Annotated in this window: 2 protein-coding genes; both read right to left on the reverse strand. The window is 24.4% G+C overall.

Going from position 1 to position 16,209, the window contains the following annotated elements; translation table 11 throughout:
* Positions 1–6,103: 6,103 nt before the first annotated feature.
* Entirely contained in the window at positions 6,104–7,234 is a 1,131-nt protein-coding gene (rffA, locus tag GFV14_RS03590; RefSeq protein ID WP_457914293.1) for a dTDP-4-amino-4,6-dideoxygalactose transaminase, read from the reverse strand.
* Between the two features lie 7,389 nt (positions 7,235–14,623).
* Positions 14,624–15,883 carry a transcription termination factor Rho gene (gene rho, locus GFV14_RS03595; RefSeq protein ID WP_457914294.1) on the reverse strand — a complete coding sequence of 420 codons (1,260 nt, stop codon included), beginning with the start codon at positions 15,881–15,883 and terminating at the stop codon, positions 14,624–14,626.
* Positions 15,884–16,209 lie beyond the last annotated feature (326 nt).

The raw sequence follows: 16,209 nt of genomic DNA on the forward strand, positions 1-16,209 counted from the left end.
ATAACACTAATATAACAATTATATCAAGAGAAGATTGTTCTCCTTGAATATAATAATATGCTTCATAATAATATTTTAAATATGTTAAATTTTTTAGAGATGTAAGTCATAATTAAGTAGTAAATTCATTTAAAAATAGTAAATTTTATTGTTTATAAAAATTATACATAATTTCATTGATACCTTTAACAACAGAAACTTAAATCAAAACTTAAAATTATATTTTTTAAAATACTTAATGAGTACTTAATAAATAGTGATATAATATAGAAATTTATTAATGAAGTTATTTAACTATTCATATTCTATATATAATTACAACACAATAACTAATCATTTAATTTCATCGAATTTATATTTTTATTATACAATAAAAATAATTTAAATTATTACTTGATCTTTACTATAATAATATAATTAATAAAACAGATGAGAATAGTTAGGATTGATATGATATTACTAGCAATTATAAAGAAACTATAAAAATCAAAACATGTTTACTATACTATCAAATTAAGAAAAAATATTTTACCTTAAATAAAAAATAAAATACCGATTTAACGATATTGTTATTAATATTCAATCCTTATTGCTACCATAAATTAATAACTGCATCGCTCCTTCTAGAAAATCTTTATCATTTCAAGAAAAGTATTATGTAGTAATACCAACACTCATTCTGAGTCGGTGTGAGTATAATATATTATATAATATAAAACACTTTACCGCCTTCATTTTTAATGTTTATTATTTTATCCAGAATTTTATTTAACAACTCACTAATTTTTCTTATCACTAACACATCTTGCTTTATAACATATTTTATTTTATATTTTTAGTAATTTATATTTTATAAGATTTCAATCTTTTATTATCTAATACTTTGATTTCCGATCATAATCAGAGTATTATAAATAATTGAATGACCTATAATAAAATCATAATCACTAAAAATTCATCAACATAACGAGCGATTTTGTTCAAAAGTGATTACTTATAATTCAATAATAAACTTTCAAGACATAACTACAACGCAAAATATATAAATCTATTTAAAACTTGATGGCAATATTATTATTTAATATATTAAATAAAATATAAAAATCATATAGCAGTAAAAAAAATCAAAGAAGATTTTTACAAAAAAATACTTATTGGTAAAAAGTTACAATATCTTAAAACTTAATTTTATAAGATTTTTTATCTGATATATGCTTATAATTAATTACTAGTAACTGAGTTACAATAATATTTACACAAACACACACGCTAACAGATTAATATTTTTTTATTTTTTAAATATCAAAATGAAACTAAATTTTCTCAAGCGGAATTGAAAATATTTAGTTGGTAATTTAAATATCAATACTAATCAAAATACTCACATAATTTTTATCATTTTAATAAAGAAAGAATTAAGAATATCAATAAAGACCATGAAAAACTGTAATACTAATAAGTATTTTTAATATAAAAGATATATTTCTATAAATAATTAAGACTCCTTTTGTAAAATTCACCATAACAAACGATAATATAATAAAAGAACTTGCATGGTTTATATTCTCAATAAAAACTTTGCATCCTAAAACGGTGTTTTTATTAAATATTACTAATACAAGTAAGTATTAATAAATACTGTATATTATATATTACCAAAATCACCATCATAATACACAAATATACTTTAAATTTTTAATTTGATCCCATACATTAAGTTTAAAAATAGGCTTTATCTTCATTAAAAAATTAATAAATTTTTAAAGAATAATGAAAAATTTTAATATTTATCTTATAATGACTGATCTAGCGTTATTATTTTTTACACAAAAATACTAAATAGATTCTAAACTTGTTTTATACTGTTTAACTTAATGTATTTATAAGTACTTCATGCAGACCACTTGATCATAAACTTTTATTACAATGGTAGGTGTTATGTAGGTATTTATTTAGATTTTAAGAAGTGATAATAACAATACTTACACCTCAAAGGTGTTATTATAAAATATAAATACAACAAATAAATAATGTTTTTATTATTTGAGAAAAAACTATCTTACAAAGAGTGACTTATATACGATCAGTAATAAAACTAAATAATACTTCAAATACCTCAAGAATAATTTCAATAGTTTTAAAACATTGAATTTTAAACAGTTAATTAAAATTACAATACTACACTTATCCTCTAAAGTGTCTTTTGAATATTTTATAAATTTATCGTTTTAAAAGTTAAGATATGACGTAAATCTATTTATAGATTCATCCCATCTAGAAACTAGATTTCAAATAAAAAGTAACTAAAATACACATATATTATATATTAATTAAGATTTTTTTGTGATTTTACATCTACTATAAATAAATAACGTCAACGAAGATTTCGTTATTATTTACCATCATTATCATAACTATATCATTTTTTTAAAAACACCAATCATATTTATTTCATAGTTACTATTTAAAACTGTTTAATAACTAACAAAATACTTAAATGGTGTTTATATTACTAAATATGGTATACCTCTTCTATTATTAGACATTAATAAATATATAACTGAAACAGTATAGCATGTTTTTACAATCCTAAATGTAATACAATATATATTTTGCATTGTAAAATCATTTTTTATTCAAAAATATCTTTATTGATGAGTTTTATGGTATTTATTTTTAAATAAAAAAGAATACTGATTTAAAATAAACTCTGTACATTTTAATTACAATACAGTAATTCTGATAAGATTACCTAGATAGTCTAACACTAAAATAAAAAAACTACACAAGAACTTTATCAATCTCTTTGTGTTTTAGCATCACCATATTCAGATGCACTAAAACAAAGTAAATAAAATAATTGAAGTTTTATAATAGTGAGTTTCTTTAAAACTTGTTTTATAAATCCAGTGAAATTATTTCATTATTAATTTAATTAAAAATAACAACAAAAAAAATAGAACGTATCCCACTATAAGAATAATGAACTAATTAATATTTCTAATAAAAATAAACAAAATGCTCATTGATGATATTCCAAGTAAAGTAATTTAAAAAAATAATATGGTATCAGATAGCGTCAACCACAAATAAAATGAATAAAAACATAAAATCTTATATTATTAAAAATAAGATTTAAAGCTCTATTCTATTATTATAACTAAGTGTTAATACTAAAGTATTTTATAGAGAGCATCACGAGTCGTGATATAAAACATAGAATGTCTCACAACTAATTACTTTGGATTCATAATAATTCAAAGAGCAAAAATATCTTTACAATGCTAATAAATTCAATAAATTAAAACTATATCAAAATGTGATTTATGTAATAATATATATCAATACAAATCATCTAAACGAAATGATAATTTTACACACGTGCTTCAAAATAATCACATTGATCAAGAAATGAAATGTAGCAATTATAATAACGATCCTGCTTGTTATGTAAAAGACAAAAAAATAATCAACATTGCGAACATGCAAAGAAAAATCGTTTAACTTACTACATACCTAGCTAAGAAATGATTATACGAATTAAGTCACAATAAAAGCTATTTTATAAAAAATTTAAACTGTCACAATTTTAAACAGAACAAATAAACAGCACGTTAAATGCGTTTTGATTTTACTTATAATAAACTATGGTAGTTTAGTCTTTGTAGGATTTTATATATCAAGAAATAGATAATAAAAAACTTTTCACTAGCAGTGGAACATAAAATCAATACTATAATAGTATAAGAACTACATTAAAGTACAACACTGATATATAAATTAGTAGAGTATACAAAAGTACATCTTAGTAAATATAAGAAAAAGAAGATATTAAAATTAAAATGAATATACTCAACTTTTTATAAAAATATTTCAATAAAAAATCAATAAAAATTAGATAAAAAACAATAAATCCAAAAAAACTTAAATCAAATTACGCTAAATTGTTATCATTTTTAAAAAATTTTTAAACTTTGTAAGATTAGATGAGAATTACATATTATTCTTATCAAAGAATTTTATCTGATATTACATTTTATTAATAAAGAACCTCGATTTACTCCTCACCGCAAAAAATACAGATACTGTTTATTCTTAGAATTTTTTAGAATGTCTTTTTAACTATTAACAAAAAGGAATATAAAATAACTCAACAAATATAATATTTTAATTTCTTGCTAACAATTAAAAAATAAATAACCTAAATTAGACATTTTTAATAAATCTAAATCATCATTACATTCCGCGCATTCTTTTAATATTTTTACCTGATAATCCGTAAAAAAGAGTTTTTAGTATTTTTGTACTTTTTAAATATATAACTTTTCTAAGATCTCTATTAGAGAAAGAGCATTAATATGTTTACCGAGTTTATGTTACATCAATTCATGAAAATAGAAACTACAATACTGATGCAGAAATTATCTTATATAATTAATAATTATAATAACAGTCATTCGCATTGTCACACATTAACGTCCGACTTTTTGTGCTATTCAACGTAAAATATAACATAATTTAAACTTAATTGAATTTGATTCTTCATATCAATTTGTGCTGAAAATATTCTACTCAAATTGTAAGTTTAAATATAATCAATAAAAATGTAATTAAGTAAATATATTACATGATCTATAATAGATGTACTGCATCACCAGGTGTTATCACGATTTAATGACGATATTAGCAATCACTGTTATTCTATTGAATATTTTACATTTTACCTCAGAATAAGCATGTACTAAATAAAGATCTAGATTAATTATGATAAAATGAAACTTATATAGACATTTACATTTTTACATATAATATCTCACAAAGTTAACACCGTTTTGATGATGATAAATCTCTAAGACCTCAGTATATTTATTGAGGTGTTGATACTCGTGTATCGTCAATAAAATATACAAAAATCATAGAGAAAAATACACGATACATGTTGACACACAAGTATTTATTCCATTTATAACACCACGCTCCAGAATAAACTAATAGAAAATTGTTAATAGTGTAGACTGAACTGCTTTTATCAAAAAAAATATAAAAAATAATTTAGCTGTGTCAAATAGAATCCAGACAAAAATACCACCAATTTTTTAGTATTTTATTACCACTTTTAGGAAAATAACACCAGAATTTTAATCGACTCTCTTGGAGAATACTCACCAAATAGCAAAATTGTATCATCATTATACTAACAAAACTAAACAACACGATAAGTAAACAAACTATAATACTTTAACAATATCAGTGAAAATTTCGTTCTTATGCTGTAAATATATAAGTATTAAAAATAGATCAACCGCAAATCATGCAGTGATAAACTTTTAATAAGCATTAGACATAATACTCAATTTAATTAATAAGTTAATTTTTAAATTAGTCATAATATTCTTCTAGAATTCTTCCATAATAACATAAAACTGGAGAAAATTACTAACACGATTAGAAATATAACAAAAAGTTTATTTAAGTTTATCGTGACTAACTGATTTATAATAGATATCATAAAGATAAAGAAACATTATTATAACAACAAATAATTAAGATAGTAGATAAATTAACAATATAGGCGCTAATACTGCGCCTACTAATGTGTACTTATAACTTTTAACTTGTAAAATAAGTAACATATAATAAGACTTATTTAATCATCTAAGTAATCGCTTATCTATGAACCAGAAGTATTTCGATAATCTTGCAGAATTTTTAAAAAATAGTTTCATACGCATTCTCTATTTAAATATAAATAACTGATTAAATAATTAATTGATATTCTTTTCTATAAACTATTTTTCCCACTTATTAAATAACTAAAAATAAATTAAACAATATTGAAAATGAAGAGAAATGTTGAAGATATTTATAATTCCATACTATGTTTCTCAAAATTCTAATAGTGCTTTAAAACATATTTCATAACATTATTTATAATCTTTCAATTAAATAAAAAATTTCACATAATTATTAACTGATGAAATTTATAGATAGATAACCTAACGCAATCCAAATGCAACTACTAATAGTTTTAAACTCAGAAGACCTAAAATAATTTTTATTAGAATGGATTACATCATCTAAATTAATACTTTTTCTAAAAATATTAAGAAAAAAATGCTTTAATTCGTATAATAATAGTTTTTTGTTCTTCGTCTGACATGTTGTAAAATATAGGTAAGCGTATTAAGCGATTACTTTCACGGGTTGTATAATGGTCTTCACCATGGAATCGGGTAAACTTTTTCCCAGCTGGACTAGAATGCAAGGCAACATAATGAAATACGGTCAAAATATTGTGAGACTTCATATAGTTGTTAAACACAATACCCTGTTCCATATTTTTAAGTTTAATATAAAATATATGAGCATTATGTTGCACACTATCAACTATAATAGGCAGAATTAATTTTCCTTCTTCTTCTAAAGGAGATAAAGTATCATAATAACGCTGCCATAATAATAAGCGACGATCATTAATTTTTTCAGCATGTTCAAATTGCGCCCACAAATATGCCGCTTGTAAATCAGATAGCAAATAACTAGAACCAATATCGCACCAAGTATACTTGTCAACCTGACCACGCAAAAACTGACTACGGTTAGTTCCTTTTTCACGAATTATTTCTGCACGGATTATGAGTGACTTATCATTAATGAGCGTTGCGCCGCCTTCACCACCTGAAGAATAGTTCTTAGTTTTATGAAAACTATAACAACCAATATGACCAATAGTTCCGAGTGCACGTCCCTTATAAGTTGACATTACTCCTTGTGCTGCATCTTCAATCACAAACAAATTATGTTTTTTAGCAATTGCCATAATGGCATCCATATCACAAGCAACACCCGCATAATGTACCGGGATAATTGCACGAGTACGTTCAGTAATTGCAGCCTCAATTTTAGTTTCATCTAAATTCATTGTGTCTGGACGAATATCCACAAAAACGACATTTGTTCCTCTAAGAACAAATGCATTCGATGTTGACACAAAAGTAAAACTTGGCATGATTACTTCATCACCTGATTTAGCATTAATTAAGATTGCCGCCATTTCTAATGATGCAGTGCAAGAAGGTGTTAATTGGACTTTTAGACAATTAAAACGTTTTTCCATCCACTCTTCACAAAGTTTTACAAAATTACTATTACTGCACAATTTTCCATTTTTTATCGCTCGCTTTATATACGCTAATTCCGTGCCTATAATAGGTGGTTTATTGACTGGAATCATCTTTTCCTCTATATAATTAATATTTTAGTATTTTCAATAAAGCACCACTACGTGCATAAAAATTCAATTTAGGAAGATTATTATATTAAATAGCTGGATTGAACTGTTGTATATTTCTTACACTAAATGAATAATTCTAATATTCATTTCGGCGTTTGTATTAATATAACATTAACTTACAAACCCTAAAATAGCACCTAAAGATTATTTCATTAATCAAAAAAATAATCAAAAAAAACCTAACACTAATTTTTTATCTATAATGAAAATAATCATTATTATTTTTTATATATAAACACTAAAAACCGGCTGTAACTAAATACGTGCTTACTAATGTAAGCAACGAAGAAATATTGCATCAACTGATTATTTAACCTTGTCTTTCTGAAATGAAAGTATTGATTAAATAAAAATTTTCTACATTAAAAATTAACGAAAAAATTACTTTGCCTTTGTCAAAAGAATGAACTAATACAAATTATTCATCTAAGTTATATGTTGCGGTAATTTGTATTTCAGATTTAATAATATTATATTTATCTAATTATTTATAAAAATCTTTCTATCTAAAATGTGAAATCTAATTTCATAACAGAGAGACTAAAAATTTCACTTTAACTATAAACTATTAATATTAATTCAAACCTTATACGAACAAGATACTTTACATACTAGCTATAATCTATTTTCTTTAATTGCTTAAAAGCATATAATTTCATCACTCAACTAACGATTTCACACAACATTTTTCTGAATAAACTATTTTAATCTTTAACGCTTTTCAATTATCTGGATAAAAGTACTATTACAATAAAACTGTAGTAATTACCTTTCTCTAATCAAGAAAAACCTCATTTTAACAGCTCTATATCAAACTATTATTGTTTTCAATATATTTAATTAATAGAAGTGATTTAAAGTTCACTTCACTTTTATAATTAAAGTTGTTTCGCAAATTAAACAACTAGAAAATTATAAAAACTTCAGCCTCATCATAACTTATTTAGATAATAGTTTACTTATTTTTCAATTTCACATATCTTAAAACATTATCAAACTAAACTAAAACTAAAATGTTTTATATGCAGTACTTAACAATCTCACACAATGTTTACTACGTTCTTAATGCAAAAATTTTAATTTTGAATTAAATAAACAACTAAAACCAATATTCTTATTTAATACTAAAGAACATACATTACTATTAATAAATTTTCATTAATCATAAGCACCTATACAATCTTACCTTATGATAACTGTACAGTTTCACCACGTGAAATATTACATTCGTGATTACGATTACCTAATGCTAGTTAAACGCTGATAAATTTTTAAGTGTAACAATAATTAAAATTTCACAAAGTTTTGTCTAACTTTATAACTAAAACGGATAGTCAGTTATCAGCTTATCATAAATAGATCATAGATTCTTGAAAATCTCTGATGTAATCAGAGTGTCAACATATAGCCAGACTACAAGATAATATAATGCATTTAAATTCTTCTTCGTAAACTACCTAACTCTAATTTATTTTACATAGACAAAATCTTATACTTAAATCCACGGGTTTTTATCTGTATAGCATATTATGATTTTACACATGCTAAACTTAAAAAATCTCTTGTATTATCTACCCTCATTTACATGAAACTTTATTTGTATAAGCAGGATAATCCATGCTGTAATCACATCTATTTTTACATAAGTAACGAAATCATGATCATGCTTCACGCCTTATATTTTGTTCGGATAAAATCCCTTAAGTATCTTGCGAATTATCTCAACATACAACGTGATTATATTCCACAATATTATAAAATCGTTTTTTGATATTGCCATTGTTAACACTAAATATATTTCTTATATATAATTTTTTATAAATAAATAACCACAAATCTATTAATTTGTGCTATAGATAAAATGAGAACCCTTTTAAAAGAATTAACAATAACAAATTGAATTAGTGCATTAGTTTGTCTTAGAAATAATCTTAACCGTAATTATTCACAGAGTAAGTAATTGCAGTAAGGAAACCCATAAGCTTTTTGTGATACATATACTAGTTGAATCACTGGATGTTTTAGATCTAGAATTAGGACTGCTTAAAGCATGAAGAATAGCATCTCTAAAAATCTCCTAAAACTTTCCAAATTGTTATAAACTGCATCTATTGAAATATAATAAAAAATTTATTTGTCATATATTTTAAACAAATCTAATAATGATGAGAAAATTCTAATAAAGTATAAGTATTAATAATATAAATTTTAATAAATTCTGCATTTGATCAATAAAATAATTAATATGCCTTCTACTGATAAATTCTTAATTATATTCAGACGATGATTCGAAAAAACTTGATCAAAAGCTTCTCAGTTGTAGATGTGCTGTTTCTCAAAAATATAACAATTGCTACCATCAATTGTTTTAAAAAATTTTCAGCTTGCTGTGTAAGTTACATAATCTCAAACAGTTTCGTGGTCGTTAATATTCTCAATGATAAAAAACAACTGAAGAATCAATAAAACTAGTTCTAGTTGTAATTTATAATGCGCTTAAATTCAAAATTTCTTTTCTGTTTATAACCTGTTATTAAATTATTAATAACTTGTTAAATAATATTAAGTTGATTATGATTAAGTAGCGTCACAATTACATCAAAATTTATTATTAGATCTGTAATCTAACTTCATTATACAACACAATTCTAATACAATTGCAGTTTATGTACATATGGTTCCACTACATAAATTTTATCTTTATTCCAGTGTGCGATCATTTTAGTAATATAAATAATTAGAAATATCAATTTTTTTGGCTTTCACATAAATTATTAATATTTTATTTAAAGATAAGATTAAAAGAAGATAAGAATATTCAATCAATTGTTTCCTGTTTAGCTCAGTAATCATCGAGAGTAGTTTTAAACCTGTAACACTATCTATATTGGTTGAATATCACTTATTGAACGCATTATATAAATTCAGCGTGATTATTGTAAATGTTATGACATTATAAATATCTATCCACTCCAATACAGTATCATAACCCCCCTGAGTCCAGATGTAAAATAGTCATCATGAAGTGCTGATTTTTTTTAAACTAATATATTAAAAAAATTTTATAGAATTCTCCGGTTTTAATAGATAATCTCTGTATCCCCATTTTTCAATACGATTGTTGAGTTCACTTTATTATAATTTGTCCTGGTAAATATGTTCATGGCAATGAATTAAATTAACATTTAATATTTTAGCTATTTTATAAAAAATATTAAGTCTGTTAAGTCTAAACATGTTGGTACTATCCATTAAGATACCTTCTCAGTAGCTTCAACGAAAAATAGATTCTTCAGATATTGTCGAACATACTACATTAAATGTATATTTTCCTGTAAATAATATTGAACCGAAACTATATACGCATAGTTGGTCTCAAATTTTATGAATATTTTAAGCTAATCTACTGAAATCATCGCCTGAACTAACTAAATTTAATCAGACTCAAAAATATGAACTTCCCCTTATTGATAGCATCCATAACATGCTGATTGCTGTTACACTAATAACTTATTTGTATAATGCCAAGGTTATTGATATTGGTAAAATGATACAGTTAATACGAAAAACAAAAACAGCTCAAACTCATCGTTTTATCTGATTGTTTAGTATCTCAAGAACCCATTTACAGACATGGTCATCATTACAAAGGTTATAAATACGTCTCATTAAATAATATTTCGCTATATTTATTAGTAATTGGTAAATTTTTTCTACAATTTTTTTTGAAGTGATACTAACAAGATATATTATGTTTCAATCTACATCTTTACGATACTCAGTTACGTCTTTCACAACTCAAATTAATTTACCTAAAATAGAATTTTCTCCAAAATTCTACCAAAATCTATTAGAATTAAATAAAAGGCGTTCATCAATTAAATAAATAACAGTAAATAAATAGCAAATAACTTTATGGGATTGATAAAAATGATATTATTAAATTTACGAAAGATACGCTACACAAGTTTAGCAAAATTCGAATTTTAATATACACAATACACATACTGAGCATAAAAAATGATTTTACGCAATTTTTGTGAATACACGATAAATATGCTAAAAACCAATACCAAAATTTTCATGATTCATCATTCAATTTTACAGCTTATAACCACACATCAAAAACACTATAATTTGTAAAAATTATGTGTATCTAAAATCAATACTTTCAATAAATTTAAGTATGTAATTTCTAATTCTATGAAACAAAATATTACACATTCCTTATTATTTCTGAATATTTTCTTCCAGCCATAGTAAGTAAATATTCCACGTCGTAGTTTTACCTATGCATTTTAAACTGAAATACGATGATAGAATACAAAAAAACTGATTTCCATTATGATTATATTATTCTGAATCAGAACAAAATCAAGTCAAAATTTAAAACATATTTAATTTATTCAAAATATAATACGTTCATTTTATTAAATCTTAAATTAATTAATGGTATTAAAATCGTAAACAGAGAAAATTTTAAATAGTTCTAGCACTACCATTGAGTATGTCTTAATACTAGATCGTAACACGCAGTCTAATTAAAAAGATACATGATTGTTCAATCCGTGAACCAATGGTTTAATTTAATAACCTCTAATTGAATACCTCGTATAATTAATACATGCACCATAATTTTCTTATGTTTATTTAATGTAAGCAGTTACTTTTATTTCAAAATACCACTGTTATAAATAAATAACATTTAAGCCAATTAAATATTAAAAATAAGAATGAATAGCGGAGAGAAAATTCCAGACTAATATAAGATCACCCATTAATAGAATTAAGAGAATTATTATACCATCTATGAACTACCGCATTTAAAAAAATTTTAGTTATTTAAAAGAACGATAAGCGTGAAAATTATTTTAAAATTGTCATCATACTCAATATAGATAACATTGTAATTTTTGATTTTAATATGTATACTCTTCAGAGTTACAGTGTGTAATTTTTCACAATTCAACCTCTTATCATAAAACCTTACAATAAATATTTTGAAGTCCAAAAGCTTTATTAATAGACATGATATTTTAATTATAAGCACTACCTTATTTTAAAACTTGAATATATGTTTAAATAAATTAATATATCTTACATAAATAAATTTTAACGCTATATTTTCATTTAATTAATATTATCATGAATGATATTTTTATTAATTAAGGTTCCTAAAATTAATTATACAGGTTTTAGTCCCACTTGTATTTGAAAGAAGATGTTAATAAAATATTTTATTTAATCTATGACTATATCTACAATACAATTAATAGTATCAGTTATATTGTAAATTAATCTATAGATACAAGTATAATCTTACTACTCGATTAATCTAATAATCCCATATTTTTTATTCAGTTTATTATGTATCATTAATTTGTAATAATCAGTTTTTAAGTAACATTGACACCTCATCATTAAAGTAACTTGTTTAACAATTTTCTTTACCACAAAAAACTTTATAGAGTATAGGTATTAAATTTTATTGCTATTGTTAGTGATACTCATTAAATTATATTTTTCAGTGTGTAATTATATAGATCCTGTATTTTCTGTTTATCATTAACATACAGATCCGACGCGTACAGGACGTTTTACGCATTTACTAAAATTAGACACCTTCCAAGCTCGTTTGATACAATAACTATAAACCCCAAACTCAGAAAGAGTAGCGCTAATGTTCCTATTTAGGAACAAATGTTAAGACTTCACCTATAATACCTACACACGCCAAAAAATAGACAATAAAGTGATTCAAATACAAGTTTCTCTATTGGTCAATCCTAAACTTATTATTCAATAGTGAAGATGTTTACGATCAGAAGAAAATGAATTCATTTTTACAAACACGTCTATACATAATAACCACTAGATTTATTAAGAAAACTTTCATAATTATATAGTACAATGACAAAATTCATTAGATGTATATTTTTCTGATTAGATGTAAGAAACATCCAAATAATTGCAAATCCAATCAAAATACTGTTTTGTACCACCCATAAAAACTTTAAATTTCTAACCTAACACGCTAAGATTTCAGAAAAGATAAGGAAAGATCGCTTCAATAACAACAAAACACAAAAATAAAAGTGCATAAGTTTTATATTAATAAAACAACAAACTTAATGAACCAAAAAATACATAAGATAAGCTACCTAATAATCTATCAATATTATCTACTATGTTAAACACATTAATTATTTTTAATAAAAATATAATAACATAACTAAATAAACTTAGAGCAATACCTAAAAACCTAAAATATATCCTAATGATTTAAGTTTCAGATTAGCAATTGTTAAACATGCTACTACAACTATAGTCTAAACACACACTCTTAAGTTTTTGCTAATATCAAAACAGTAATCAAGAGAATCTATTAATACTAAAAATCTCAAATACACTAGAAACAACTGTTTTATTAAAAATATATTAATCAGCTATAAAACGTGCACAATACCAAAAAATATAGTAACTCATTCCTACCAAAGGAATGAAGTTTGCATGTGTTTCTACAATTAGATTGATCTACCAATCTATTTTTCAGTATTCTAACAATAAAAAATACATATTAATATAAATAAAAAAAACATATAAAATATTAGTAATAAATTGTTTAATATCTATGAATTCACTTTCTTATGGTTATTCACCAAGCTTAAACTAAAGTTTAAGATCACGTATTATATATCATAAAAATACAACTACCATCAGACAAGTGTTTAGTTGCGGTGAGAAAGTAAGTAAAATAAAACTATCGGAATATTTTTTGAAGATATTTAAGTATTTTATATCATATATATTAATTTCATATTGAATGCAAGTAATATGCATGCCATCAAAAAAGTATTCATTATTTATAGTTACAATTTTGTTTTTAATTGTATGAGTAAATTTATTACTAGTAAATGCACAAAAGACTTATACCCGAAATAAAGTAAGTATTAAATAAATATGTACATATAATTAAAAATATAATATTTTTAATGAACTAAACTTATTATCTATAATCAAGGAGTTATTTTATTCAGTGAAATTGATATATGATATTTAATATCTAAAATATCAAATACATAACTTTTATTTTCAATCATATAATTTAGCATTAAAAATAAAATCATTAAATATTTCATATTTAATATCATAATATAATTATCATCTCACTATGTTAAAATAAAGATTTGTATTTATAATTAATAGATATAAAATTATATAATTATTCAATTCAATAAAAATTGTCAGCATGAAAATGTTGAAATAAAAAAAATAAAAAGCGCTAAACATAAAAACGCTTTTTATTTATGCACTTTAAAATATTAATGTTTATGCTCGCTTCATAAAATCAAAAAATTCTTCATTAGTTTTTGTCATAGCCAATTTATTAATAAGAAACTCCATCGCATCAATTTCACCTAATGGATGAATAATCTTACGCAATATCCACATTTTTTGTAGCTCTTCTTGCGCTGTTAATAGTTCTTCTTTTCGTGTACCTGAACGATTGTAATCAATCGCAGGAAAAACACGTTTTTCTGCGATCTTACGAGACAAATGTAGTTCCATATTACCGGTACCTTTAAATTCTTCATATATAACTTCGTCCATCTTAGAACCTGTATCGACAAGAGCTGTTGCAATAATTGTTAAGCTACCACCTTCTTCAACATTACGAGCCGCGCCAAAAAAACGTTTAGGTCGATGTAATGCATTCGCATCAACACCCCCTGTTAATACTTTACCTGAAGAAGGAACTACAGTATTATATGCACGTGCAAGACGAGTAATAGAATCAAGTAAAATAATTACATCTTTTTTATGCTCGACCAAGCGTTTTGCTTTTTCAATAACCATTTCTGAAACTTGCACATGACGTGTTGCTGGTTCATCAAAAGTAGAGGCAATAACTTCCCCTTTTACTAAACGTTGCATTTCTGTTACTTCTTCTGGACGCTCATCAATAAGCAATACCATCAAAACACAATCAGGATAATTGTAAGCAATATTTGCTGCAATATTTTGCAGCAACATTGTTTTTCCTGCTTTTGGCGGAGCACCAATAAGACCACGTTGACCACGACCGATTGGAGCAGATAAATCTAATATACGAGCCATTAAGTCTTCAGTTGAACCGTTTCCACGCTCCATACGAAGACGACTATTAGCATGTAATGGCGTTAAGTTTTCAAAAAGAATTTTATTGCGGGCATTTTCAGGTTTATCAAAATTAACTTCGTTAACTTTTAATAAGGCAAAATAACGCTCACCTTCTTTAGGTGGACGAATTTTTCCTGAAATAGTATCTCCCGTGCGAAGATTAAAACGACGAATTTGACTGGGAGAGACATAAATATCATCAGGACCTGCAAGATAAGAACTATCTGCTGAGCGAAGAAAACCAAATCCATCTTGCAATATTTCTAGTACACCATCGCCGAATATGTCTTCTCCACTTTTTGCGTGCTGCTTTAAGATTGAAAAAATAATATCTTGCTTTCTCAGACGAGCTAAATTTTCTAGTTCTATATTTTCGCCTAACGTAATCAGTTCTGATACTGGCGTATTTTTTAATTCGGTAAGATTCATAATGGTGGGTTCTTTAACTCGGAGTAATTCTTAAACTATGAACGTACATTGAGGACAGATATATGATAAGATATAAATGCCAGTTTAACTGTATAATGCTTTATTAGTATTTATAAACTCCGACAACAAAAACGTATAGATTTTTTTTAAATCTGCACTATTTAAGATTACACCAATAGCATTACATTGAAATATCTGAGCGTCAATACAATTTATTATGAAAAATAAGAAAAATACTAGTAATAATTTCTATACATATAGGACTATATATTATTATAACGTAAACATATTTAATTATTCAAGAACACTAGTATTAACATTAATCA

This window comes from Candidatus Hartigia pinicola (assembly GCA_020541205.1).
Lineage (GTDB): Bacteria > Pseudomonadota > Gammaproteobacteria > Enterobacterales > Enterobacteriaceae > Hartigia > Hartigia pinicola.